Annotated in this window: 23 protein-coding genes and 1 riboswitch; of the genes, 13 read left to right on the top strand and 10 right to left on the bottom strand. The window is 47.4% G+C overall.

The features are described from left to right. Positions 1-182 precede the first annotated feature (182 nt). A riboswitch (SAM riboswitch) is annotated at positions 183-287 on the top strand. Between the two features lie 125 nt (positions 288-412). The 4 genes from QWY22_RS19315 to mmuM are packed head-to-tail and all read left to right on the top strand — an operon-like array spanning position 413 to position 3,698. Then, the gene (locus QWY22_RS19315; protein ID WP_300982399.1) at positions 413-1,228 is read left to right on the top strand and encodes a transporter substrate-binding domain-containing protein; all 816 of its coding nucleotides are present in this window, start codon (positions 413-415) and stop codon (positions 1,226-1,228) included. 21 nt (positions 1,229-1,249) lie between these two features. Next, a complete protein-coding gene (locus tag QWY22_RS19310) occupies positions 1,250-1,969 on the top strand; it encodes an amino acid ABC transporter permease (protein ID WP_300982398.1) in 720 nt (239 codons plus the stop codon). Continuing rightward, on the top strand, positions 1,969-2,709 hold the full coding sequence (locus QWY22_RS19305) for an amino acid ABC transporter ATP-binding protein (protein ID WP_300982397.1): 741 nt from the start codon (positions 1,969-1,971) through the stop codon (positions 2,707-2,709). The genes QWY22_RS19310 and QWY22_RS19305 overlap by 1 nt, the downstream gene beginning before the upstream one ends. Positions 2,710-2,750: 41 nt before the next feature. Next, complete coding sequence (gene mmuM, locus QWY22_RS19300) at positions 2,751-3,698, top strand: homocysteine S-methyltransferase (protein ID WP_300982396.1); 948 nt, start codon at positions 2,751-2,753, stop codon at positions 3,696-3,698. 205 nt (positions 3,699-3,903) lie between these two features. Here the strand turns inward: mmuM and QWY22_RS19295 are convergent, their stop codons facing one another. From QWY22_RS19295 to QWY22_RS19265, 7 genes are all read right to left on the bottom strand, one after another. After that, positions 3,904-4,800, bottom strand: coding sequence for an EamA family transporter (locus tag QWY22_RS19295; protein ID WP_300982395.1), 897 nt, complete (start codon positions 4,798-4,800; stop codon positions 3,904-3,906). A 175-nt stretch (positions 4,801-4,975) separates the two neighbouring features. Then, positions 4,976-6,523, bottom strand: coding sequence for an alkyl hydroperoxide reductase subunit F (gene ahpF / locus QWY22_RS19290; protein WP_300982394.1), 1,548 nt, complete (start codon positions 6,521-6,523; stop codon positions 4,976-4,978). A 12-nt stretch (positions 6,524-6,535) separates the two neighbouring features. Further along, positions 6,536-7,105: an alkyl hydroperoxide reductase subunit C gene (gene ahpC / locus QWY22_RS19285; protein WP_036810967.1), complete on the bottom strand. Its 570-nt coding sequence runs from the start codon at positions 7,103-7,105 to the stop codon at positions 6,536-6,538. Between the two features lie 460 nt (positions 7,106-7,565). After that, the gene (locus tag QWY22_RS19280; protein WP_300982393.1) at positions 7,566-9,020 is read right to left on the bottom strand and encodes an SLC13 family permease; all 1,455 of its coding nucleotides are present in this window, start codon (positions 9,018-9,020) and stop codon (positions 7,566-7,568) included. A 1-nt stretch (position 9,021) separates the two neighbouring features. Beyond that, the gene (locus tag QWY22_RS19275; protein WP_300982392.1) at positions 9,022-10,203 is read right to left on the bottom strand and encodes a glycerate kinase family protein; all 1,182 of its coding nucleotides are present in this window, start codon (positions 10,201-10,203) and stop codon (positions 9,022-9,024) included. A gap of 256 nt (positions 10,204-10,459) precedes the next feature. Further along, positions 10,460-11,029, bottom strand: coding sequence for a YdeI/OmpD-associated family protein (locus QWY22_RS19270; RefSeq protein ID WP_300982391.1), 570 nt, complete (start codon positions 11,027-11,029; stop codon positions 10,460-10,462). 143 nt (positions 11,030-11,172) lie between these two features. Beyond that, positions 11,173-11,520 carry a hypothetical protein gene (locus QWY22_RS19265; protein ID WP_300982390.1) on the bottom strand — a complete coding sequence of 116 codons (348 nt, stop codon included), beginning with the start codon at positions 11,518-11,520 and terminating at the stop codon, positions 11,173-11,175. Between the two features lie 141 nt (positions 11,521-11,661). On the opposite strand from QWY22_RS19265, the gene QWY22_RS19260 reads away from it, so the two are divergent. Then, positions 11,662-12,159, top strand: a complete 498-nt coding sequence (locus QWY22_RS19260; RefSeq protein WP_300982389.1) for an LURP-one-related/scramblase family protein — start codon at positions 11,662-11,664, stop codon at positions 12,157-12,159. A gap of 105 nt (positions 12,160-12,264) precedes the next feature. Here QWY22_RS19260 and QWY22_RS19255 read toward each other — a convergent pair whose 3' ends face one another. Then, a complete protein-coding gene (locus tag QWY22_RS19255; RefSeq protein WP_300982388.1) occupies positions 12,265-12,636 on the bottom strand; it encodes a VOC family protein in 372 nt (123 codons plus the stop codon). Between the two features lie 201 nt (positions 12,637-12,837). Here QWY22_RS19255 and QWY22_RS19250 point away from each other — a divergent pair, with 201 nt between their 5' ends. The 3 genes from QWY22_RS19250 (at position 12,838) to QWY22_RS19240 (ending at position 16,903) form a co-directional block, all read left to right on the top strand. Further along, positions 12,838-14,427, top strand: coding sequence for a histidine kinase N-terminal 7TM domain-containing diguanylate cyclase (locus QWY22_RS19250; protein WP_300982387.1), 1,590 nt, complete (start codon positions 12,838-12,840; stop codon positions 14,425-14,427). A gap of 442 nt (positions 14,428-14,869) precedes the next feature. Continuing rightward, positions 14,870-16,390 (top strand): malate:quinone oxidoreductase, encoded by a 1,521-nt coding sequence (locus QWY22_RS19245; protein WP_300982386.1) that lies wholly within the window; start codon positions 14,870-14,872, stop codon positions 16,388-16,390. Positions 16,391-16,522: 132 nt separating this feature from the next. After that, a complete protein-coding gene (locus QWY22_RS19240) occupies positions 16,523-16,903 on the top strand; it encodes a VOC family protein (protein ID WP_300982385.1) in 381 nt (126 codons plus the stop codon). 99 nt (positions 16,904-17,002) lie between these two features. On the opposite strand, the gene QWY22_RS19235 is transcribed toward QWY22_RS19240, so the two are convergent. After that, entirely contained in the window at positions 17,003-18,091 is a 1,089-nt protein-coding gene (locus tag QWY22_RS19235) for an FAD-dependent oxidoreductase (protein WP_300982384.1), read from the bottom strand. 16 nt (positions 18,092-18,107) lie between these two features. Then, complete coding sequence (locus tag QWY22_RS19230; protein WP_300982383.1) at positions 18,108-18,689, bottom strand: CDP-alcohol phosphatidyltransferase family protein; 582 nt, start codon at positions 18,687-18,689, stop codon at positions 18,108-18,110. Positions 18,690-18,850: 161 nt separating this feature from the next. Here QWY22_RS19230 and QWY22_RS19225 point away from each other — a divergent pair, with 161 nt between their 5' ends. The 5 genes from QWY22_RS19225 to QWY22_RS19205 are packed head-to-tail and all read left to right on the top strand — an operon-like array spanning position 18,851 to position 24,361. Beyond that, positions 18,851-20,734 carry an FAD-dependent oxidoreductase gene (locus QWY22_RS19225; RefSeq protein WP_300982382.1) on the top strand — a complete coding sequence of 628 codons (1,884 nt, stop codon included), beginning with the start codon at positions 18,851-18,853 and terminating at the stop codon, positions 20,732-20,734. A gap of 38 nt (positions 20,735-20,772) precedes the next feature. Continuing rightward, positions 20,773-21,393, top strand: a complete 621-nt coding sequence (locus QWY22_RS19220) for a TVP38/TMEM64 family protein (protein ID WP_300982381.1) — start codon at positions 20,773-20,775, stop codon at positions 21,391-21,393. Between the two features lie 28 nt (positions 21,394-21,421). Further along, positions 21,422-22,669: an ABC transporter substrate-binding protein gene (locus QWY22_RS19215; RefSeq protein ID WP_300982380.1), complete on the top strand. Its 1,248-nt coding sequence runs from the start codon at positions 21,422-21,424 to the stop codon at positions 22,667-22,669. Next, the gene (locus tag QWY22_RS19210) at positions 22,653-23,540 is read left to right on the top strand and encodes an ABC transporter permease (RefSeq protein WP_300982379.1); all 888 of its coding nucleotides are present in this window, start codon (positions 22,653-22,655) and stop codon (positions 23,538-23,540) included. The genes QWY22_RS19215 and QWY22_RS19210 overlap by 17 nt, the downstream gene beginning before the upstream one ends. Then, entirely contained in the window at positions 23,537-24,361 is an 825-nt protein-coding gene (locus tag QWY22_RS19205; protein WP_300982378.1) for an ABC transporter permease, read from the top strand. The genes QWY22_RS19210 and QWY22_RS19205 overlap by 4 nt, the downstream gene beginning before the upstream one ends. Positions 24,362-24,365: the final 4 nt, after the last annotated feature.

Genomic DNA, 24,365 nt, shown 5'->3' with positions numbered 1-24,365 from the left:
TCAGACTATTGTCAATTGGCTGCTCGAAATTTAAAAAGGCGGCAGAGAAATCCTGTTTTTTTATCGCTCTTCACCTTTCTTTTTTAGTAAAAAATAAGTGATAAAAATTCAAAATAGAAAAAAATGTATTTGACAGAACAGGCAATGTAAAATACTATCTGTAATATGTTAAAAAATTAAATAACTTATCAAGAGAGACTGAGGGACAGGCCCAATGACGTCCAGCAACCATCATTTCATATGAGAGGTGCTAATTCCTGCAGAGCGTTTGCTCTGAGAGATAAGATGTAGATTAAAACCTATTTCCTATCGGAATGGGTTTTTTTGTTTTTATTGGCCGCATTCAAGCAGCGCAAAGCTTTCGGGCATGAAAGAACTTTGCGACTCTCTTTACCAACAAAGGAGTTTTATCATGAAAAGAAAACCGTACATATCCCTTTCTCTGGTTTTATTGCTGGGCGCAGGCGGCGTTCTCAGCGGATGTTCGTCGAAGGAAGCAGCCAGTGCTGCAGGCGAGCAAGTGATCACCGTTGGAACGCAAAACGACTATCCGCCTTTTGCATTTGCAGATGAGAACAACGAATTGACCGGATACGATGTGGAAGTGGTCAAAGCGGTCGATGAGAAATTGGACGGCTACACGTTTGAATTTACTGCCGTGCCGTGGGACAGCATGTTCCTGGCGCTGGAATCCAATAAAATCCAGGCCATCGCCGATCAAGTTGCGAAAACGCCGGAACGCCAAGGCAAATATTTGTTCACCGATGAATCCTATTTTGCAGCTGAAACCGTTATTGCGGTGAAGGGTGGAAGAGAAGACATTCAAACCATTAAGGATTTGGAAGGTAAGAAAATCGGTGCCTTAGCCGGGGATTCTTACACCTTATTGCTCGAGGAGTACAACAAAAAAGCAGCAAAGCCGATTGATTTGAAGTACAGCGAAAGCGGCAATCCTTCAGAAATTTTGCAGGATGTGCAAAACGGCCGGATTGATGCTTACGTAAACGATCCAATCATGATCGATGCGGTTTTGAAAAAGAATGATTTAGACGTGGAAATTGTCGGCCAGCCTTTGGTGAATGACGACATGGGCATCGTCTTGAAAAAAGGGGAGCAGGGCGAAGAATTGAAAGCGCTGATTGATCCTGTTTTGGAAGAGCTCAAGCAAGATGGCACTTTAGCTGAACTGTCGAAAAAATGGACTGGCGGAGAGTACATCCCTGAATAGGTTTGTGGAGGGGAAGAGGCAATGGAAAATTTACTGGATATCAATTTTTTAATAGAGAGTTTTCCTGCAATTATTTCACGGCTGCCCGTCACCATAGGGATTGCAGTCGGCTCATTGATTTTAAGCTTATTTATTGGCGTAGCCACCGCCCTTATTAAAATTTACCGGGTGCCGGTGTTGAGGGTGATTTCGGCCATTTACGTATCTTTTATCAGAGGGACGCCTTTATTGGTTCAGATCTACCTGGTGTTTTACGGCATACCGAAAATCATTTACTACGTGCAGATCGAATACGGCTGGCTCCAATCGGCGGATGTCAACAGCATTCCACCCGAAGTTTATGCGCTATTGGCGTTTTCCGTGAATCTGGGAGCATATTTGTCTGAGACGATCCGCTCCGCAATTGAATCGGTTGACCGAGGACAGTTTGAAGCGGCCAAATCGATCGGGATGACGCCGGCCCAGATGATGCTCAAGGTCATTTTCCCGCAGGCCTTAGCCACAGCTATACCGAACCTTGGAAATATGTTTATCAGCACGATTAAGGATACGTCTCTTGTGTTTATCATTGGCGTCATTGACATCATGGGAGAAGCCAAAATTCTCGGTTCGCGCGGCTTGGCATTTTTTGAAGTGTACATCGCGGTCTCAATCGTCTACTGGATTCTTTGCATAGCGGTGGAGCGTTTGCTTGTAAAAGTGGAGAAACGGGCACGCAGATATGAAAGAGGGATTGCCTGATGATTAAATTGGAAAATGTCCATAAGTATTTCGAGCGCCAGCATGTCCTGAAAGGCATCGACTTGAACGTCCAGAAAGGCGAAGTGGTCTCGATTTTGGGGCCAAGCGGCTCTGGCAAATCAACGCTCCTGCGCTGCATTAATTTTCTGGAGGAGCCAACCCGCGGAATTGTGGAAATCGGCGGGAAACGAGTGGATGCCCAATCCGCCAAAAAAGCGGATATCGTTTCCTTACGGAATTCGACAGGCATGGTGTTCCAGCAATACAACCTATTCAAGAATTTTACGGTGCTGCAAAACGTCATGATCGGGTTGACCAGCGTCAAGCGAATACATAAAGCAGAAGCCAAAAAACAGAGCATCGAAATTCTGGAACGGGTCGGACTGGCGAACCGGCTGGACCATTATCCCGCCCAATTGTCAGGCGGGCAGCAGCAGCGGGTCGGCATTGCGCGGGCACTCGCGCTGGACCCGGAAGTATTGCTGTTTGATGAACCGACTTCCTCGCTGGATCCAGAGCTGGTGGATGAAGTGCTGGCAACGATCCGAAAAGTGGCGGACGAAGGAAACACGATGCTGATTGTGACCCATGAGCTCCAGTTTGCGCGTGATATTTCCGACCGCGTTGTTTTTATGGAAGACGGGAAGATCGTCGAAGAAGGAACGCCGGAACAGCTTTTCAATAATCCGAAAGTGGAACGGACGAAGCAGTTTTTAAGCAGAGCAAACAGAAACAATTAAAGGCAGAAACCTGATTTTGGACATGGAAAGGAAGTGGCAGCATGAACCCGATTGAACGAATTTTAACTGATTTTCCGGTCCTCATTCTCGACGGCGCCATGGCGACAGAGCTGGAAAATTACGGCTGTAATTTGAATGACCGGTTGTGGTCGGCGAAAATTGTCATGGAAAATCCGGAAATGATCAAAAAAGTCCATCTGGATTATTTTGAGGCGGGTGCAGACTGTGCCATCACGGCAAGCTATCAGGCGACAATCCAAGGTTTCCGGGAAAGAGGGTTGACGGAGAAAGACGCGGTCGGCCTGATCCGAAAGTCGGTCCAAATTGCCGTCGAGGCCCGCGATGAATTCTGGGCAGGCGTTGAAGACAAAACCAACCGGCCGAAACCGTTAGTGGCAGCTTCTGTCGGTCCCTACGGCGCTTTTCTTTCGGACGGTTCCGAGTACCGCGGCAATTATTCATTGACCGAAGAGGAACTCGTGACTTTCCATAGAGACCGGATCAAAGTGCTGGTGGAAGCAGGGGCCGATATTTTAGCATGTGAAACCCTTCCGTGCCTGATAGAAGCTAAAGCCATTGTAAAAGTGCTGAAGGAATTCCCGGACGTTTATGCCTGGTTCAGTTTTAGCGCCAAAGATGGCCGCCATATAAGCGACGGAGAAAAAATGTCCAATTGCGCGGAATGGCTGGATAAAGAAGAGCAGGCAGCTGCAATCGGCATTAATTGTTCAGCACCTGATTTTATCGAATCGCTGATCCAAGAGGGAAAAAGCCGAACATCTAAACCGATAATTGTTTATCCAAATTCCGGTGAAGCGTATGACGCCGTAAGCAAGACTTGGGAGAAAGAGCCCTTAGCAAATCATTTTGCTTCAAGTACAAAAAGCTGGTACAACGCTGGAGCCCGTCTGATTGGAGGCTGCTGCAGAACAACCCCTGATGACATTTCAGCCATTGCTGCATGGGGCCGTAAAAGGAGCCAGCAATAGATAAAGCAAGGTAAAAGAGCTTCTTGTTTCCAGGGAAATTGAGCGCTTAATCCTATGCATACTTGATAAAATGTAATAATTCCATATGCTTTTTTATGAATGGATTATGTCACCGTATGAAACCAGATGGCAAAAGGGCAGCCGGCATCAAAACGATGCCGGCTGCCCTTTTTACGCGGTGCTTTGTTTTTTAGGATACGTTAAGTTAAAAGAACTTTTTGATGCGGAAAAGGTTGGGACTGAGTTCGTTTAAGGCAATAGCGGCTAATATAATCACAATGCCGAACCATTGGAACGGCGATACGGCTTCCGACAGAATAAGGCTCGCTGACAGGATGGCGATCGGCAATTCGATGGACGTTAGGATATTGGCCATTCCGCCTGAAACCAAAGGGGCGCCAGCTGCAAAAAACAATGGCGGCAAGACGGCCCCGAACAGCGAAACGCCAACTGCTGTGGTTACCAAATCTTTCTCCAAGGGCAGCACAGCGGGCATATCCCCCATGAATACAACAAGCACTAAAATGGTTGAGCCTGTCACCATCAAAGAGCTGCGCGTCCACGGATCTACATTCACAGCCACCTTGCCGCTGCAGAAGATGAATCCGGCATAGGTGAAGGCAGACAGAATGCCAAAAACGAAACCTCTCAGCGGCAATCCATTTATATCGCCATTTACAAAATTCGAAGCAAAAAAGACCCCGACCAAGATTAAAAGAATGGACAATACCGTCAGCTTGGAAGGTTTTATTTTACTGAAAATCCATTCTAAAATGATTCCGATCCAAACGAATTGGAACATCAAAATAATGGCCAATGAAGCAGGCAAATACTGCATCGAGCCGTAATAAAAAATACTGGTTAAACCGATAAAACAACCGGTCACCATGACTTGGAGAATATTTTTCCTATGGAGCCCTTTAAAACTGGCGCGTTTAATGAGCGTCAAAGACCATAGCAAAATGAAAGAAATGATCATTTGGACGATATTGATCTGGCCAAGTGAATACCCATGGCTGAATCCGATTTTGGCAAATATCGGAGTAAAACCAAAAAAAGACGCACCTATTAATATATATAAAACACCTTTATTGAATTTCATCATATAAGCTCCTTCGCGCCAAAGCGCAACTAAGTTATCATATCATATCTGAACCGAAGAGTAGCCGCAGACCATGCATAAGAGGATAAACGAACGCTTCCTCAATCGTTCACACAAAGCAAAAGGACTGTTGAGAGGAATTTATTCCCTCTCAACAATCCTTTATTTTTATCCGTTATGCCAAAACCGGAACTTCGCTTCTGATGAGGTGGTCGAACGCACTCAATGAAGCTGTCGCGCCGGATCCCATCGAAATGATGATCTGTTTGTACGGGCTGTTTGTGCAGTCGCCTGCAGCAAAGACGCCCGGGATGTTCGTTGAGCCGCGCTGATCGATGATAATTTCACCGAACTTATTGCGGTCAACTGTGTCGCCTAGCCAGTCGGTATTTGGAACAAGGCCGATCTGGACAAAGACGCCGGACAGTTTGACATGCTTTTCTTCTCCTGTTTGAAGGTCAATATAGGAGATGCCGTTCACTTTGTCCGTGCCGGTAATTTCCTGTGTACGGGCGTTTGTGAGAATTGTAACGTTCGGCAAGCTCTTCAGGCGGTCCTGCAGCACAGAATCCGCTTTTAGCTCTGCATTATATTCCAAAACGGTTACGTGGTTCACGATGTTTGCCAGGTCGATGGCTGCCTCGACGCCGGAGTTGCCGCCGCCGACCACTGCTACATCTTTGCCGGCAAACAAGGGGCCGTCACAGTGCGGGCAGTAAGCCACGCCTTTGTTCTTGAATTCAGCCTCGCCCGGCACGCCAATATTGCGCCAGCGCGCGCCTGTGGAAAGAATGACGGTTTTGCCTTTCACGACAGCGCCGTTTTCAAGTTCAAGTTCGATGAACTCTTTCTTTTCCAAACGCTTGGCGCGCTGCAGGTTCATCACATCAATGTTGTACTCTTTCACATGCTCTTCAAGGCTCGCAGCGAACTTCGGCCCATCTGTCTGTCTGACGCTGATGAAGTTTTCGATGCTCATCGTATCCAGAACCTGTCCGCCAAAGCGTTCCGCAACGATGCCTGTCCGGATGCCTTTGCGCGCAGCATAGATGGCCGCACTTGCACCCGCCGGCCCGCCGCCGACAACAAGAACATCATACGGGTCTTTGTCTGCAAACTCGGATGCATCCGGTGCACTGCCGAGTTTAGCAAGCAATTCTTCAAGCGACATGCGTCCGCTGGAGAACGGTTCGCCGTTCAGGAAGACCGTCGGGACCGCCATGATGTCTTTGCTTTCAACCTCTTCTTTGAATGCTCCGCCGTCAATCATCGTATGCGAGATATTCGGGTTGAGCACACTCATCAAGTTTAGGCTCTGGACCACTTCCGGACAGTTTTGGCAGCTTAAGCTGATGTAAGAGTCGAAATGGTAGTTGCCTTGGATGCTTTTGATTTGGTCGATGACTTTCGCGTCGGCTTTCGGAGCCCGCCCGCTTACTTGCAGCAAGGCAAGGACCAGTGAAGTAAATTCATGGCCAAGAGGGATGCCGGCAAACGTGATGCCGGTGTCTTCGCCGATGCGGCTGACACTGAAGCTCGGCGTTCTTTCAAGCTGTGCATGTTCCACTTTGATGCGGGCAGACATTGCGGATAGTTCATTTACCAAAGCCAACATGTCGCGGGAAACGTCGTCCGATCCTGCGCTGACTTTCAGCAGCACATCGCCTTCCAACAATTCTAGGTATTGAGCTAATTGTGCTTTTATATCTGCATCTAATATCATGATCAGAACTCCTTATATTTTCCCTACAAGGTCAAGGCTCGGCTTAAGTGTCGCACTGCCTTCTTCCCATTTAGCCGGGCAAACTTCACCTGGGTTGTTGCGGACATATTGAGCCGCTTTGATTTTGCCGACAAGCGTGCTTGCATCACGGCCAATGCCGTCTGCATTGATTTCTGCAGCTTGAACAATGCCGTCCGGGTCAACGATGAATGTACCGCGCTGTGCAAGGCCCGCTTCTTCGTCCAAGACATCAAAGCTGCGGGAAATGCGTTGAGACGGGTCGCCGATCATGATGTATTCAAGTGTGCTGATTGCATCTGAATGATCGTGCCATGCTTTATGCGTGAAGTGAGTATCTGTTGAAACGGAATACACTTCCACGCCCAGATTTTTAAGGGTAGCGTATTGTTTTTGAAGATCTTCAAGTTCCGTAGGGCAAACAAATGTAAAGTCTGCAGGGTAGAAGCAAACCACACTCCATTGGCCTTTCATGTTTTGTTCCGATACCTCGATAAATTCACCGCTTCCGGCGTTGTAAGCTGAAGCTGCGAATGGTTGAATTTCTTTTCCGATCAAAGACATATTAAATTCCTCCTAAATGTTTTTTTAGAATGCTCATAGCCGATAACCCCATAAAAAAATATTAATCAAAGTGGTTCGCCTCAATTAATATGATTATCTAACTATAATGATTCTAATCCTATCTTCAATGTTATAGGAAATAGATTTTTTGTCAAAGGATACCCTGATATTAAATTGTGTCCAATTAATAACTAGTGAAATTCGCTAAAACAGCAAGGGCTGCAGCTTTTTTAAAAAATCATCACAAATGCCGATATGGAAATTTATAGTATTTCGAAATAATTTTAATTTTCAAATTGCTGAAAGGGTTCTCATATAGAAAATGGCAATTGAGAGAAAGGTTCCGGCTTGGCAAAAAGAAATAATTGAAAAAGAAGCTGAAGTTGCTGCCGTAGTGAATTCACTCGAACCCATAAAAAGAACAGAGCCGGTGCTGCATGGCTCTGTTTTGGGTCATTCTTTACAGCTGCAATCCGGTCCACTGCCAATATGTGAAATAAAACAGCATCATCAGGGCGATATAGAGCGGCATCAAGACGGCACTCAGTTTGACCAGGCTGCCGGCATCGTACGAAACGCCTTCGTCTTCGTCTTCGTAAAACAGCAGCAAGGCTTTGGAGCTGACCGGAAACGTCACGCAATAGTTCATGCCGATTAAACTCAAGAACACCACGGCGGAAGGGTTGGCGCCAATGGCTTCGCTGAACAGCAAGAACGCCGGGATAAAGACAATGGCCCGGGTCGTATGGGAAGTGATGTACAAATGGCTGGTCACCGATACAAACAGAATGACGAAAACGATTTGCCATTCCGGTGCATCCGTAAACGACTGCAGAAAGTTTGCCATGCCTCCTTCCAGCCATTCCACAACGCCGGTATCCACCAAAATTTTCCCGAGTGCTGCAGCAGCGGCCACAAACACAATCAAATTCCAAGAAACGGATTTCATGCCTTGTTTCCAGGTGATGACGCCGCAGTTTGGCGCCATGACCAGGATGGCGCCGATCATCGCCACAAATGCGATGTCATAGCCATGCAGGCTTTCGGTCATCCACAAGACGATCAATGCACACAGCAGGATCAGCGTCTTTTTCTCAATCGGTTTCAGCTGCTTTTTCACAAGGGAGGGGCCAGCAGCTTGTTCAATTTCCAATCGCTTTTCTCCGTGTTTCGGCCAAAACAGCCAGTTTGCAACCAGGAAGGAAAGAAGCGTCGCCACGGCGGCAAACGGCAGTCCCCAAACGAACCACTGGATGAACGAAATGGATTGCTGGGCGGTGCTTTCAAGAAGTCCGATGCCGATTAAGTGGGAACCTGCCCCGATCAAGGTAGCGGATGTGCTCATCAGGATGACGACGGGCGCCAACAGAACCAGCACCCGCTGTTCTTTTTCCGTATATTTTTGGCTTAATTGGCTGATGATCGGCATGGCGAGTGCAGCCCGGCCGGAAGTGGACGGAATGAAAAAGACGGTGGCGAACAAAACGGCGCTGACTCCTGCTAGCGCTTGTCCTTTTTCCTTCGATTTACGGAGCAGAAAGAGCGTTAAGCGTTCCGCAAGTCCCGATTCTTTGACGGCCTGGCCGATGATGAACGACCCGATCATAAGCCACACTACTTCCTCGGAAAGCGATTCGTACAAAAGTTCCGGTTCTGCTGCATTCATCAGGATGACGAAGGCAATAAGGGAAACGGCGACGAATCCGGCGGGGATTTTCGTAGCTATCCATAAAACCATCGCCGACAAAAACGCGAATAACGAAATTTTGGCCGGGTAGTCCAAACCATCGGCCAACAAGATGGCTGCCAGAAAAAGCACATGCAAGCCCATGAGGACAGTCGGTTTTGAAAACAACCGATCTCTGGAAAGGAACAGCCGGTTCTTTTGGAGTTGTTTTTCCAATCCTTCCATCATATTAGCTGGACACCTTCTTCAACCCGCCTTTATTGGTCATCCGCCAGCCGATGGCGACTTTCCGCAGCACGGAATAGGTGCTTTCCTCGATCCATTTCGGCGCGTTTTTCATTGCCAGTTCCAAAGAAACAGGCTTTTGGATGATACAGCTGTAAGCGTCGATGCCTGCCTTGTAATTAAGGTCGGCGCCTTCACCGATGGTTCCGGTCAAGGCAATCACCGGAATATGGCTCATTTTGGCGATCCGCGCCACTTCCGATGGAATTTTTCCATTCGGCGTCTGGAAATCCAAGCTGCCTTCTGCGGTAAAGACGATATCAGCTGTGGCAATTTCCTCATCGATATTGATAAAGTCCATGATGATTTCAAAACGGGGATGCAAGGTGGCGTTGGTAAATGCCAGTAATCCGGCACCTAATCCGCCCGATGCGCCGCTGCCCGGCAAGGTGCGGACATCGAGCCCCGTCGCTTGCTGAATAGCCCCGGCATATTGCTCCAATGCTGAAGAGAGAAGAACCACCTGCTTTGGCGTGGCTCCTTTTTGCGGCCCAAACACGCGTGCTACGCCTCTTTCGCCGCATAAGACGTTCTGCCAATTGCATGCCACGTCAATTGTGATGTCCTCCAACCGCCTGTCTACGTTCGCAGTGAGAAGGGAGTCCACTTTCAACAAGTCTTCCCCGCCGCTGATGTGCACGGGTTGCTGGTACTTGTCCAAAAATTGCACACCGAGTGCCTGGGCCATGCCGGCTCCGCCGTCTGAAGTGCCGGAGTCGCCGCAGCCAATCAAAATGCGGTCAACGCCATAGTCAAGGGAAGCCGTTATCAATTCGCCGACGCCGTAAGTAGTCGTTTTTAGCGGGTTTCGCTCAGCGCGGGGCACCAGTTTCAGCCCGGCTACCGCCGCCATTTCAATGACTGCAATCCGTTTGCCGTGTTCTTTGTAAACGCCGAAATAGCTGCTGATGGGTTTGCCGACGGGCCCTGTCACTTGCTTTTCCACCAAGGTGCCGCCTTTTAAGCGGATAATCGTTTTGACAAATCCTTCCCCGCCGTCAATCATCGGAATGACGACCGTCTCGATTGACGGATCAAACCGTTTAACGCCCCGTTCCATTGCTGCTGCTACATCTTCTGAATCCAGGCACTCTTTAAAACCTGAAGGTACAATGACAATTTTCATCTCTAAACTCCTCCTCCACTTCTGATACTCTCTAAGTTACCCTGCGATTATGAGAAAATTATGAGAACGGCATGAGAATTTGAGTAGAATTTAGGAAAATATTAGAAAAATAATTTGGCTTTATTTGTAATCATCCAAAAAATTAAACAGAATAGGAAAAACGGCAAAATTAAAAAAGGCTTTTGCAAGCCTTTTTAATGAATGGGAGATAGCAGAACAATTCAGAGAGGCAGTAAAAATTCCTCAACTCCATAATTTAATAATCCATCAAGCGGCCGTTGTCATTCCACTGGCCATACATGTTGTTTTCCTTCGTATTTTCAATGAATTTCTCCAGTTTCTTATTAAACACATCCGGCTCGTTCCGGTAGCTCTGGATGGTGTCAATCCGGATCCGCCTGTACAGTTCCGGGAAACCGAGAAAGTTTCGGTATACGTTTGGGTCTTCTTTCAGGCGTGATTCGATTTTGGGGTCGATCACAAACGATTCCGGCCGCATATCCGGGAGAACTTTCAAGCCTGCTTCTTTCATCAAGCCCAATTTCTCCAGCCTGCGGATGCGCTCTTTGTTCAATTCGGTGAAGTTGCTGTTCTTCTTCCGCGGAGAAAGCCTTTGCGCCACTTCCGTGTCCGATATGCGCTTTTTCGTGCTGTCGATCCAGCCGAAGCACAGGGCTTCTTCGACGGCATCTAAATACTGGAGGACGCCGGGCCGAGGAGCCACGCTGACCACGACCCAGCAAAACTTCTCAGCTGCTGCATTTGCCTCCAGCCAATTCCTCAGTTCCTGCCGGGTTTTTACTCGGATTAAATTCTCGATTTCCATTTTGAACAAATCCTTTCTGAAAGGAATAAGTGCCTTTAGTGTAATGTCTGATCTGGTTCTAATAAACAAAACCGAAAGTGAAGACAACCGCGGGTTATGAACAATAGGACTGGACGGCCTTCAGCTCAAAAGCTTCTAGATTTTTATTTTAAACGCAGCTCCCTTTTTAATTCTTCATATTCCCTTGCAGCGTCAGCGTCTCTTAGACGGGAGATATGATTCTCCAGTTCTTTTCGCTTAGCGAGAAGCACTGGATGAAGTTCTGTCGTATCTGCCTTTCCGTAGAAACAATTCAAATAAAAGATGAGTTGAGAGGCTAGGAAGCCATCCGTTGTTAAAAGGACGGCTTCAATCATATAAGGAACAAACTCATATGCTTCCCTGCTGCTTTTCTCAGCGAGGAGCCGATCGAATGAGTGAACCAAATAGAACTCATCTCGATTTATTTGTTCGACCCAATTATCTAAAATGTGTGCGAGGGAGTTATGCATGAAACCATCCTTCTCTGTCTTAATTTCATTCTCAAGCAACTATATCAAAAATAAACGAAGCTTTTTTGAGTTCGATACGTATAAAAGTTTATAGACAATGTTTTGCATTTTTTCTCACCAATTTACAAAGGAGGTTCATCCATGAAGCAATTTTATATCAAGCAAAAAGTCTTCAGCCTAAGCGGCAAATTTACGGTGAAAGATCAGCAGGAACAGGACGTGTATTACGTGGAAGGCAGTTTTATGCAAATTCCAAAGACGTTTTCCATCCTGAACACGAAGAGGGACGAAGTTGCCCTGATCACGAAAAAAACCTTCAGTTTTCTTCCCAAGTTTTTTGTAGAAGTGAATGGCCGAGAAGCACTGACGATCAAGAAGGAGTTCACTTTTTTAAAAGCCCGCTACACGATTGAAGGGGCAGGCTTGGATGTTCAGGGGAATTGGTGGGACATGGATTTTCAAATCCTGCAAAACGCTGAAGTGGTCGGCCAGGTGAGCAAGGAATGGTTCACTTGGGGCGACAGTTACAAAGTGCAGGTGCTGGATGAAGAAATGGAGGCCGTTGTCATTGCATTGGTGGTAGCCATTGACTGCGTCAAATCCGATCAGGCGGCAGCTTCTTCGGCAGCTGCGACGTAAGGGAAGGGTTCCAGTTTCTTTCATCCATCTCTGGTTCGTATAGAAAAGGCAATTGGCACCCTGCTGATAGGGTAAGCTAATTGCCTTTTCATTTTTTAAGCTTATTTATCGATGCTGATCAAACAATATCGGATTCCCGTCCGGATCTTCGATGAAAAAGCTGGCAGGGCCTTGCGTTGTTTCATTGGCTTCGGCAGTGAAGGAAATCCCTTCAGCCTTCAGCTTTTTTTGAATGTCGCGGATGTCTTCAAAAACATCAAGATTGTGTGCATTTTCATCCCATCCAGGGTTAAACGTTAACATGTTTTTCTCGAACATCCCTTGGAATAAGCCAATCACCGTTTTGCCGTTTTTCATGATGAGCCAATTCTGCTCAATGTTGCCGCTGAATGTTTCAAATCCGATTTTTTCATAGAACTCTTTGGATGCGTGAATATCTTTTACATTTAAACTGATTGAAAAAGCTCCTAATTGCATGAATTCGCCTCCTTTTCAGCTTGTACCGCTGTTTAATTTTAGAAAAAGCCCCTTCTGCTTTATTCAAGAACAAACACTCCTATTCCTGCACCGGTTCTTTTCAATTAGTTTGTATGCCGCTTCCTATAAAAACGGCGTTTTTCTTTTCGGAATGTGCTACATTAAAAGAAAAAATGCAACTGAAAAAGAAGGTAACGACCCTTGACTTCCAACTTGACCGCCTACATCACCTTAATGTGCACATCTGGTGTGCTGAATTTGTATTTATGTTCATACGTCTTTTTAAAACGCCATCATTACAATAAGATTGCGCTCTTTTTCATGCTTTATACAGCATCCATCACCATTTACTGTTTTGCCGCTGCGATGGGGCTATTGGCCGCCAACTTAGGGGAGATGAAGTTTTGGACAACCGTACAATATATCGGCATGCCGGTTTCTTCCCCGTTGGGCTTGTTATTTATCATGCAGTACCTCGGCATCAAGGTAAGCTGGAAAAGAGCAGTATCCCTTATCTTGGTTCCGACTTTATCTTTCATCTTGGTGGCTACGAATGAATGGCATCACTTGCATTACCGGTCTTTTGAAATTGATGCCGCACTCGGTATTCCTTTCATTCAACAAGAGATCGGGCCCTGGTACGCCGTCCACGGTATATTTACATTTGCGTGCATGTTTGCGGCTTTTTCCTTGCTGATTTTCCATTGGAAGGAAACGGCCAAGGCTTACCGGCTGCAGCTGATTGCATTGATGCTGGGGCAATTGATACCAATGATGACTGCCTTTTTATACTTAATCGGGGCAGCGCCTCAGGGAATTGATCCAGTGCCGATGGTGCTGTGGATTTCTTCTGTTTTGTATTTATGGGCCATTGGTTCGTCTCGGTTATTTACAATTATGCCAATAGCAAAAGATGCTATTTTCAATGGCATCAATGATGGGGTTATAGTGCTTGATGAATCGAACCGGCTCATTGAGTTTAATCAAGCATGCCAACTCAATTGGCCAAACTTGAATCAGTCAATGTATGGCATGGACTTTGAGTCCGTCTGGGTTGAATTGGCCGGATATCCTTTCCCCTTAAGACTCGAAGGGGATTTAAAAACACAGGAATTGAAACTTCTGAAGTCCGAACAAGTTTTCCAAGTGCGGAATTCACCACTCGAGCAATCTGGAAATACAAAAGGGCAATTGCTTATTTTTACAGACATCACCGAACTGAAAAAGCTGCAGGAGAAACTGCAGCATCAGGCCTATACGGATGAACTGACACAGGTTTTTAATCGCCGTGCCTTTTTGCAATTATGTGAGCAGGACTTTATTGCTGCAAAAGAACAGTCGACGCCTTTTAGTGTGATCTTGTTGGACATCGATCATTTTAAGCGGGTCAATGATACATATGGGCATCAAGTAGGGGATCAACTGCTGGTTCACGTAGCGAAGGTCTGTAAAGCTCAATTGGAAAAAGACCAGATTTTTGCCCGCTATGGCGGGGAAGAGTTCGTTCTCGCACTAAACTCTTATACCGGAATTGAAGCGGAAGCATTGGCCGAGAGGCTGTGTAAAGAAGTGGAAAGCCAGCCGATTTTTTTGGATGGAGAAATGATTTCAGTCACTCTGAGTTTGGGCGTAGCAGAAATGGAAGTTTCGGAAGACCAGCTTTTCCACTTATTGAACCAAGCAGATGAAGCTCTATATGCGGCAAAGAAAGAAGGACGCAATCGGGTATGCGTCTATGCAGGCAGCCATGAAAATAAGAAAGCGGAAATAAGGGAGCAAATAAAAAGTTGAACAAGTAGAGGCCGTTGTCATTGCATTGGCTGCGTTAAATTCACTCAGGCGGCAGCTGCGACGCAAGGGGAATGTTGAAGCAGTTATTTTGAGTGCCAGGCAGCTAAAACAACGACCAAGCTGGAATTTTAAAATTTTAACAGACCGGGCTTGCCGTAATCTTTTTGGTTCCAGCGGAAAACAGAAGGCAATGATTGAAGAAGGCGCTCTGCGAGAGGGCCTTTTTTGTCTGTTTTTCAAGCATTCCATAAGGACTTTTTTATCTAAATCACGTATAATAGAGGATGTTTGAATACGTAAATAATAACCATTCACTGTGATATAGTTAGTATAAAGACAGAAAAGATGCAGTTTTTGGCCATTTCGGGATTTCCGAACAATTTCCTGGGCCGGAAGATTTGCATTCGATCTGCCAACAATAGAGTAGAAAAGGAAGGTTATAATGGGCAACCAACAAAATAAGAAAGACATTATTTTAATCGGTGCTGGAATTATGAGTGCTACTTTGGGATCAATGATTAAAGAATTGGCACCGGAATGGAACGTCAAAGTATTTGAAAAGCTTGAACAGGCAGGCGCAGAAAGTTCCAATGAATGGAACAACGCCGGTACCGGCCACGCTGCACTTTGCGAGCTGAACTATACGCCTGAGAAAGAGGACGGCACCGTTGAGATCAAAAAAGCGATTAATATCAACGAACAGTTCCAGCTTTCAAGACAGTTTTGGTCTTTCCTTGTGAAAAACAAACGCATTGCCAACCCGCAGGATTTTATCATGTCTATTCCGCATATGAGTTTGGTGCAGGGAGAAGACAACGTAAGCTTCCTGAACAAACGTTTTGAAGCCTTGTCGAAAAACCCGTTGTTCCATGGAATGGAATTTTCCGATAACCCTGAAAAACTGAAAGAATGGATTCCTTTAATCATGGAAGGCCGTACGGTAGATGAGCCGATTGCTGCAACAAAAATCGACTCCGGAACAGACGTCAACTTCGGTGCTTTGACTAAAATGCTATTTGAACATTTGAAAGAGCAGGATGTGGAGATCAACTACAACCACACGGTAAAAGACATCAAACGCAGCGGCGACGGCAAATGGGAAGTTAAAGTGCTTGATATGGCGGACGATAAGATCAAATATCATAACGCTGACTTCGTATTTATCGGCGGCGGGGGCGGAAGCCTTCCATTGCTTCAAAAAACAGGCATTCCTGAATCCAAGCATATTGGCGGCTTCCCGGTAAGCGGGCTGTTCCTAGTATGCAAAGATCCGGAAATCGTCGAGCAGCATCATGCAAAAGTATACGGCAAAGCGAAGCTCGGAGCTCCGCCAATGTCCGTTCCTCACTTGGATACACGTTTTATCGACAACCAAAAATCCTTGTTGTTCGGACCTTTTGCCGGCTTCTCTCCGAAGTTCCTGAAAACAGGTTCAAACATGGACTTGATCGGATCGGTTAAACCAAACAACGTCTTCACGATGCTTGCGGCAGGAGCGAAAGAAATGTCGTTGACCAAGTATTTGGTGCAGCAAGTATTGCTGTCGAATGAAAAGCGCGTCGAAGAACTGCGCGAATTCATCCCGAATGCTAAAGTGGAAGATTGGGATGTCGTTGTCGCTGGACAGCGCGTTCAGGTCATCAAAGACACCGACAAAGGCAAAGGAACGCTTCAGTTCGGTACGGAAATCGTAACAGCTGAAGACGGATCGATTGCAGCACTACTTGGCGCTTCTCCAGGTGCTTCAACAGCTGTGCATGCGATGCTTGAGATTTTTGAAAAATGCTTCCCTGACCAAATCAACAGCTGGGAGCCGAAAATCAAAGAAATGATTCCGTCTTACGGCGTTTCGTTGATGGAAAATCCGGAACTTCTACGTGAAGTCCACAAAACAACCGCTGAGACGCTTCAGTTGAAAGACGAACTTGAGGCGATGGCGAAAGAAGAAGTACTAAGCAAATAATACGCAAAAGAACTTTCATTCCTTTTCGGGATGAAAGTTCTTTTTTTATTCATCGAGAAGTTGTTTACATGTTCGTTTAATTGTTTTAATATTCTGGATATATATGTTTAATTAACGGAGGAGGGAAAACCAATGATCGATAAACTTGGGCAAGTGATGCTGTATGTCAATGACCAGGAGGAGGCTAAACGGTTTTGGACGGAGGCAGTCGGTTTTCAAGTGGTTGCAGAACAGGCAACAGGCGGCATGAGATGGGTTGAAGTTGCGCCGAATAGCGGAGCTGGCACAACGCTTGTTCTACATAACAAAGAAGCTGTCGCGAGCATGTCGCCAGGCTTGAACCTGGGAACGCCTTCGCTGATGTTTTATACGGACCAGCTCGATCAATTGCATAGCCGCCTGTCGGAACAAGGCATTACCGTTGGTGAAATTGATGACATGCCATTTGGGCGTGTGTTCAATTTCGCTGACCGGGAAGAGAATTATTTTGCAGTGATGGAGAAAAAGGCATAGCGCAAAGAATTTATAAGTGAAAAAAGGACAAAAAGAACGTTCGCCGAGGATTGGAAACCGGTGCGGACGTTCTTTGCTTTTCCATAAAGAAGGCTTGGCTTATTCATAAAGTGTTTTAAAGCGCTGCATGAACTTTTGGTCGATCCGCTGTTTCAGCATCCAAGGCAGTTTTCCGTGGACAGCCTGTTTTCCGTACATCAGAAAAGCTTCGCTCCCGCCTGTAGACAAGATGGATAAGAAATTTTTCTGGGGCGTGAAAGCAGCTAGTTGTTTTCCGCCTAACTGGTTTTTCAGATTGTTCCAAAGCACAGAGCCTTGGCGGACTGCATAGACGCCGTTCTTAGCAAGCGCAGGATAGCGGTCAATGGCAATGCAGTCGCCGGCGCCAAAAAGGTCTGAATGTGACAGGCTCTGCAGGGATTCGTTGACGAGCAGAAAACCGCCGGCATCTGTCTTCAATCCGGAATGCTTGAAAAAGCCGGGGCTTTTAGGGCCGGTCAGCCAGAGCAGATCCGATTGCGGAGAGGTTCGGCCGCTTTGGGTCGATACGGAGTGTTCATCAATCGCTGCAATTCGTTCATCAGTGAAAAAAGGCAAGGCTTTTTGCCTGGCAATGGCTTCAATTTTTTGGACGGCTGTCGCCCCTTGGCCAGACAGCAAAGAAGAGGAACTGAACAAAGATACATTGGGCGGCAAGCCGTTCTTTTTTCTCCAGGCCAATACGGCAAACGCCATTTCAACTCCGGAAGCTCCGCCGCCGGCAATCACCGGATAAGCGGTTTCCCGAAACTTCAACAAGGCTTCCGGAAACCGGTAATTCGGTTTGATCTTGGAAACCCGCTCAGCCAATTCAGCCGGAATATCGTTCTGTGAACCAATATCGAAAGATGCCACATCAAACGGGTAAACGCCTTTTGTTCCGGCCAGTCTTTTATTGTGTCCGTCGACACCGGCAATTCGGTCTTTGATAAAGATTGCCCCTACTTGTTCACAAAGTTTTTGCAGATCGATCCGGATGTCGTCCAATCGGTAAATGCCTTCTGCATAGCCTGAGAACATGCCGGAATAATACTGATGGCGGGAAGGAGAAATCAATACGACCCGCCAGTCTCTTTGCGGCTCTTTTTTCAATTGCTCCAGGCAATGCAAATGTGCATGTCCGCCTCCAACCAGCGTTAATGTCTTCATCCTTTGAATCTCTCCTTTACTTCAAAAGGCGCCTAGCTTCGGCCATGCGCTGGCCGATCGTAAATACTTGGACTGCTAAAAAAAGCAGCGTAAATATCGTTAAATGTGTTGAAAAAACAATCATTAGGGTAAACAGAATAAAGCCTTCTGTCCTTTCAGCAAGCCCCGCTTGGTAGTAAAAGGATTTCATTCCTTTTTTATCAGACAAGGCGCCGACTGTCAGGAAAACGGTCATGGCGATGACAATGGAAGCGCTCAAAAGCAGCAGCGCCCACATTGAATCCGGAAAACGGAACGCCAGTCCGATAATGACGCTGAGTTCGACCAGACGGTCAAAACTAATATCCAACAGGGTTCCCCAGGGGGACGGTTTGGTTTTCCGCGCCATGGTGCCGTCGACGACATCAAGAAAGCCGGAGATCCACAAAACGAGCACCGCCAAAACTGGCTGGTCCAAGTAAATGAAGGGCCCGGAAGATACCCCGATTACAAAGGCGGTTTTAGTGACGCCATCGGCAGTACATCCTCTTTTCAAAAGAAAATCAGCTGTTTTTTCCACTAATGGCTGCACGTGTTTTCGGGCATGTGTATCGAGCATCCGCTTCACCTTTTCGTTAATAAGATAATTCCAGTATATATCAGGTTCGGTTTTCTAACCCGCGATCGCACTTACGTGCCGAAACAGCAGGCGCTGTACCGCTTTAACGTGGTTTATGGTTTGAAATATAAAATTCAGCACTCAGAAAGGAAATGGTAAACATGGTAAAGAAATACGATATCGCAATAATTGGAGCAGGGGCAGCTGGATTGACAGCTGCTTTTACAGGAGCAGGCTTTTCTAAAAAAGTCGTATTGATCGACAAAAACCTGCCGGGCGGCGAATGCACATGGTCAGGCTGTATTCCCAGCAAATCGTTGATCAACATCGCGGAAGAAGTCCACCACGCCAAAAAATACACCCCGGATTTAAAAGTTGATACCTCAACCGTGTTAAAAGATATCCAGGATATCATCCAAAAAGTATATTCAGGCGAATCTCCTGAAGTGCTGCAGAAATCCGGCATCGATTTCATCAATGGGTATGCGAAATTTGTAAGTCCACACGCAGTAGAAGTGAACGGAGAGCATATTGAAGCGAAGAAAATCATTCTTTCCACCGGTTCGTCGCCGATGGTTCCGCCAATCGAAGGGCTCGACAAAGTATCTTATTTAACAAATGACACCATCTTCAAGGAAAAATCTTTCCCGAAATCGATGACCATTCTCGGCGGAGGTGCGATTGGCGTCGAAATGGCGCAGGCCTTGAACCGTCTAGGCGTCAAAGTGACGCTTGTCGAGAAATTTGAACGGATTTTGCCGAAAGACGAAGAAGAATTGGTCTTGATGATCCAGCAGCGCCTGGTTGATGAAGGTGTAACGATCCATACGTCAGCTACTGCTGTGAAAGCAAATCAAGAAGGCAGCCGCATCGATTTGATCATTGAAAAAGGCGGCAAGGAAACGACTGTTTCTGGAGAAGGGCTGCTGGTGGCGCTTGGACGCAAAGCGAATGTTTCGGGATATGGGCTGGAAACAGCAGGCGTCCAATACGATTCGAAGAGCATACAAGTGGATGAGCATCTGGAGACGACTGCCAAAGGCATCTACGCAATCGGCGACGTTGTCGGGCCTTACCAATTATCCCATATGGCCAATGTGCAAGGCATTACCGCCACACAAAACGCCATCTTGCCGATCAACAAAAAAATGGACTACGAGCATGTCACCTGGTGTACATACACAGATCCGGAACTAGGCAGATCCGGCTTGTCGGAAGAAGAAGCGCGGGAAAAATACGGCGATTCCATCCGGGTCTATGAACACGACTACGCTGATTTGGACCGGGCGAATACGAAAAAAGACAGCATCGGCAAAGTGAAAATCATTTTGGATAAAAAGGGCTACATCCTGGGTGCCAGCATTTTGGGGGACCGTGCGGGTGAAATCATCAGCCAAATCCAGACCATTAAGTCGCTGAACATCAACTTGGGGAAATTATCAGGCGTCATCCATCCGTATCCGACCTACAGCGAAGTGCTGGTGAAAATCGGCAAGAAAGTCTATGTCGATAACCTATTGAACCAGCCGGTCGTCAAAACTTTCAACAAGGCAAAAGCCGGGGAACTGCCAGCTAAAAAAATAGGGATCTATGGAACGGTTGCAGCAGCCGGCATCAGCATCGCAAACATGGCCATCAAAAACAATATCCAGCCGAAACTGGGTGTGGAAAACGGCCGCTTACAAGCAGTTCCATCAACACCGAACGCGGTTTCTTCCCAGTCGGCGAAAGCGGACAAGTTTGTGCCGGCCTGGCCTTACAATGGCAGCAAGGAAGAGGCGAAGAAAAACTTGATCGGCATGCTGAAAGGCTATGAAGGCGTATCGATCGTTCAAGTTCAAGAGAACTACGTCCATGCGATTGCGAAATCGAAAGGATTGAAGTTTAAAGACGACATTGAATTTTATTTTAATGATGCAGCCCAGCAAATCGAATTCCGGTCCGCTTCACGCGTCGGCTACTCAGATGCCGGAGTCAACCGCAAGCGTTATAATGAAATGAGAAACCGCTATATCGGCATTTCAACGCATACCCGCAACGCGTGAATACGAATAGGGCTGTAAAGGCGGGAAAATGGCTGCTGGTGGCGTTTGCTGTGGGGGCTGCGGTTTGGTTTAGCCGCTCGGTTCTCCAGTTTGATGTGGACAGCCTCCGCAGCTGGATTTTGTCGTTCGGGCTATGGGCGCCCGTCGTATACATTGCGGCATACACGATCCGGCCTTTGTTGTTCTTTCCTGCTTCGATCCTGTCCCTCGCTGGAGGCTTGGCCTTCGGCGCCTGGATGGGCACCCTCTACACCGTTATCGGCGCATCACTGGGCGCGTTTCTGTCGTTTTTCGTGGCCCGAAAATTGGGCGGCCTGGGCAAAACCAAGTGGACCGGCAGCGCCGGGAAAATCCAGTCCCAGATGGAACAAAACGGCTTTTTTTATGTCTTGTTGTTCCGGCTGTTTCCGGGATTGAGTTTTGACCTGGTCAGTTATGCGGCTGGCGTTGCAAAGGTCCGCTTCGGCTCGTTTGCACTGGCAACGGTCATCGGCATCATTCCGGGAACATTTGCCTTGAACTTTTTAGGCAGCAGTTTTGTCAGCGGCAATCCGAAAATCGTGATTCTGGCCATCGTATTATTTAGTATGGTAGCGGGCGTTCCACTCGCGCTTCAGAAGAGGCGGAGTCGGCTCAGCGATTCGGCAAGCAAAACGTAATTTATCAAAGAACATAGGAAGTGGACGAATGAAGAAAATTTCACTGATGGCTTCAGGATTGCTGGTGCTCATGCTTGCTGCCTGCTCCATTGAAACGGGAAAAAGCTCGCCGGAAGAAGCGGACAGTCTGCTAAAAAGCGATTGGAAAAGCGTAACCGAAGAGGCTACCGGCCAGGAAGTCAATATGTACATGTGGGGCGGAAATGAAAACATCAACCGCTACCTGGATGAATGGGTGGCTCCTCGCCTTCAGGAAGAGCATGACGTTGAATTGAACCGGGTGCCGGTGAACGATGCGCAGGACTTCGTCAATCAATTGGTGGATGAGAAATCAGCCGGCAAGACTGAAGGCAGCATGGACATTATTTGGATCAACGGCGAAAATTTCAAAGCCGCCAAAGACAATGGCTTGTTGTGGGGGGATTTCACCGGCCTATTGCCCAACTTCCAGGATTACATCGACCCGGAGGCGCCTGAAATCGCAGCCGATTTTGGCGAGCCTGTAGAAGGTTTGGAAGCGCCTTGGGGGAAAGCCCAATTTGTCCTCGTCTACGATGAAGACAAGGTGAAAAATCCGCCAAAATCGATGGAAGAACTGGCCGCATGGGCAAAAGAAAACCCGGGGAAATTCACATATCCGGCTTTGCCGGATTTTACAGGCAGTGCGTTTATCCGCCATGTGCTTTATGAAACCACAGGAGGGCATGGGCAATACCAGCAGCCGGCAGCGGAAATAGCCGACTTGGATAAGCGCATGGAACCGATGTGGCAGTATTTGAACGAGATTGAACCTTATCTGTGGCGCGAAGGGGAAACCTATCCGGAAAGCCTGGCAAAACAGGAGCAATTGTTTGCGAGCGGCGAAGTGTGGATGACCATGAGCTATGACCCGGCGCTTGCGGCCAGTGAAGTCCTGAAAGGCCGATTCCCTGAATCGACCCGCACTTACGTGCTTGACGGCGGGACACTGGCAAACACCCATTACTTGTCGATTCCATTTAATTCGTCTCAAAAAGCCGGTGCGATGGTGGCTATCAACGAAATGATGTCGCCTGAAGCACAGACGGCAAAACTGTCTCCAGAAAACTGGGGCGATTTATCCGCCTTGGATTTTGAAAAGTTGTCTGCAGAACAGCAGCAAGCCATGAATGATGTGGATTTAGGCGCTGCCACATTGCCGATCGAAGAATTGGAGCAAAACCGGCTTCCCGAACTTTCATCGGATTATATTGAAATCATCGAAAAAGGATGGATGGAAAATGTCGCAAAAGATTAAACCATATCTCTTGCTGTTTCCAGCCGTCGCAACGATTGTCCTCCTTTTTTTTGGAGGGCTTTTTGATGGTTTCCTGAAAAGCCTCGGCTATTTCCCGGCGATCGGCGAAACCCGCTTTGGCATCGCCGCCTATCGCAATTTGTTGAATTCCGAGGCATTCTGGGATTCCCTTGCCCTTACTTTTCGGATTGCTGCATTGTCTTCACTGATTGCCGCTCTTTTAGGTGCGGCGATGGCAGTGGCGCTGTTTATGCTGCAGGCTTCTGAAAAAGGCCGAAGCTCCCGGTTTTGGCAGCGCCTGTTTCAATTGCCTCTGACGATTCCGCATCTTGTTGGAGGCTATATTGTGGTGCTGTTGTTTATGCAAAGCGGCTTTTTATCGAAAATTTTAGCCTCTGCCGGGTGGATTGATGAAATAACGGATTTTCCTGTGCTGGTCAACGATTCATTTGGGTGGGGCATCATACTGGCATATGCCTGGAAAGAAGCTCCGTTCGTTTCGCTGATGATGTATCCAGTCTTGGCGCGGATTCACCGCTCCTGGCGGGATGTTTCGCGGGTTTTCGGGGCAGGGAATTGGGATTTTATCCGTGACATTGTGCTGCCGGTGATGATGCCGGCCTGGACCATTGCCACATTCATCGTGTTCGTCTTTACTTTTTCGGCATTTGAAGTTCCTTTTTTATTGGGCGTCACTTATCCGAGCGTCCTGCCGGTGTATTCGTATCAGCTGTATACCAGCGGCACGCTGGCTGACCGGCCGGAAGCATTGGCGGTCAATATCATTCTAGCGTCTCTGACGATTCTTCTGGGGCTGGTGGTCTATTACTTCAGCAAACGCTGGAATGTGCTGAGGGGGTGGGATGGATGAAAAGTCTCACACGCTTTACAAAAGCTTTGTTCTTCCTGTTCCTGTTTTTCTTCATCGTTTTCCCATTTATTCCGTTGGTCTTGTCCAGCGTCTCTTATGGCTGGCAATGGCCGCATGTGTTGCCGGAATCGTTCAGCCTGCGGGCCTGGGAGTACGTGCTGTTCGGCAGTTCGGATGCCTTTCGGGCCATCGGTATGAGTTTATGGATAGCCCTGATTGTAACCGCCGTTAACGTAGTGCTTGCCGTGCCTGCTGCCAACGCACTGGTCCGCCACCAAATAAAAGGCAAGTGGCTGGTGGAAGCCATCCTTTTTGCGCCGATTGTCATTCCGCCATTTGTGGCAGTCATGGGGATTCATCTGACCTTTTTGCGCCTCGGATTGACGGAGACCATCTTAGGGGTTGTCCTGGCTCATATTTCTCCGACCTTGCCGTATGTCGTGCGGGCGGTCATCATCAGCTACAATACCTTGTCAACCGACTGGGAAGACCAGGCGCGGATGCTTGGAGCCGGCGCATTTTCACGTTTTTACCACGTGGTGCTGCCGCATTTGCTGCCGGGAATTGCAGCGGGCGCCAGTTTGAGCATCCTGATTTCCTTAAGCCAATATTTAATCACATTTATCATTGGCAGCGGCCAGATGGTGACCGTGCCGATTCTGTTGTTTCCATTTATCAGCGGAGGAGACCCGGCAATCGCTTCGGCTTATTCGCTGGTGTTTGCCGCTATGGCGATTGCAGCTCTATTGGGACTGGACTTCGCATTAAAGAGTTATTACCGCAATAAGAAAACGGCGGCCGTAAAAACCGTAGAGGAGTGAAAAC

The organism is Planococcus liqunii (assembly GCF_030413595.1).
GTDB classification, from domain to species: Bacteria; Bacillota; Bacilli; order Bacillales_A; family Planococcaceae; genus Planococcus; species Planococcus liqunii.
The sequence above is the reverse complement of the archived record's forward strand: the minus strand, read 5'-3'. Positions and strand labels throughout refer to the sequence as shown.

What these genes read in the sequence shown, in the direction of transcription:
- QWY22_RS19315 (WP_300982399.1), top strand. Translation starts at nt 413, where the DNA reads ATGAAAAGAAAACCGTACATATCCCTTTCTCTGGTTTTATTGCTGGGC.
- QWY22_RS19310 (WP_300982398.1), top strand. Translation starts at nt 1,250, where the DNA reads ATGGAAAATTTACTGGATATCAATTTTTTAATAGAGAGTTTTCCTGCA.
- QWY22_RS19305 (WP_300982397.1), top strand. Translation starts at nt 1,969, where the DNA reads ATGATTAAATTGGAAAATGTCCATAAGTATTTCGAGCGCCAGCATGTC.
- mmuM (WP_300982396.1), top strand. Translation starts at nt 2,751, where the DNA reads ATGAACCCGATTGAACGAATTTTAACTGATTTTCCGGTCCTCATTCTC.
- QWY22_RS19295 (WP_300982395.1), bottom strand. Translation starts at nt 4,800, where the DNA reads ATGAAATTCAATAAAGGTGTTTTATATATATTAATAGGTGCGTCTTTT.
- ahpF (WP_300982394.1), bottom strand. Translation starts at nt 6,523, where the DNA reads ATGATATTAGATGCAGATATAAAAGCACAATTAGCTCAATACCTAGAA.
- ahpC (WP_036810967.1), bottom strand. Translation starts at nt 7,105, where the DNA reads ATGTCTTTGATCGGAAAAGAAATTCAACCATTCGCAGCTTCAGCTTAC.
- QWY22_RS19280 (WP_300982393.1), bottom strand. Translation starts at nt 9,020, where the DNA reads ATGATGGAAGGATTGGAAAAACAACTCCAAAAGAACCGGCTGTTCCTT.
- QWY22_RS19275 (WP_300982392.1), bottom strand. Translation starts at nt 10,203, where the DNA reads ATGAAAATTGTCATTGTACCTTCAGGTTTTAAAGAGTGCCTGGATTCA.
- QWY22_RS19270 (WP_300982391.1), bottom strand. Translation starts at nt 11,029, where the DNA reads ATGGAAATCGAGAATTTAATCCGAGTAAAAACCCGGCAGGAACTGAGG.
- QWY22_RS19265 (WP_300982390.1), bottom strand. Translation starts at nt 11,520, where the DNA reads ATGCATAACTCCCTCGCACACATTTTAGATAATTGGGTCGAACAAATA.
- QWY22_RS19260 (WP_300982389.1), top strand. Translation starts at nt 11,662, where the DNA reads ATGAAGCAATTTTATATCAAGCAAAAAGTCTTCAGCCTAAGCGGCAAA.
- QWY22_RS19255 (WP_300982388.1), bottom strand. Translation starts at nt 12,636, where the DNA reads ATGCAATTAGGAGCTTTTTCAATCAGTTTAAATGTAAAAGATATTCAC.
- QWY22_RS19245 (WP_300982386.1), top strand. Translation starts at nt 14,870, where the DNA reads ATGGGCAACCAACAAAATAAGAAAGACATTATTTTAATCGGTGCTGGA.
- QWY22_RS19240 (WP_300982385.1), top strand. Translation starts at nt 16,523, where the DNA reads ATGATCGATAAACTTGGGCAAGTGATGCTGTATGTCAATGACCAGGAG.
- QWY22_RS19235 (WP_300982384.1), bottom strand. Translation starts at nt 18,091, where the DNA reads ATGAAGACATTAACGCTGGTTGGAGGCGGACATGCACATTTGCATTGC.
- QWY22_RS19230 (WP_300982383.1), bottom strand. Translation starts at nt 18,689, where the DNA reads ATGCTCGATACACATGCCCGAAAACACGTGCAGCCATTAGTGGAAAAA.
- QWY22_RS19225 (WP_300982382.1), top strand. Translation starts at nt 18,851, where the DNA reads ATGGTAAAGAAATACGATATCGCAATAATTGGAGCAGGGGCAGCTGGA.
- QWY22_RS19215 (WP_300982380.1), top strand. Translation starts at nt 21,422, where the DNA reads ATGAAGAAAATTTCACTGATGGCTTCAGGATTGCTGGTGCTCATGCTT.
- QWY22_RS19210 (WP_300982379.1), top strand. Translation starts at nt 22,653, where the DNA reads ATGTCGCAAAAGATTAAACCATATCTCTTGCTGTTTCCAGCCGTCGCA.
- QWY22_RS19205 (WP_300982378.1), top strand. Translation starts at nt 23,537, where the DNA reads ATGAAAAGTCTCACACGCTTTACAAAAGCTTTGTTCTTCCTGTTCCTG.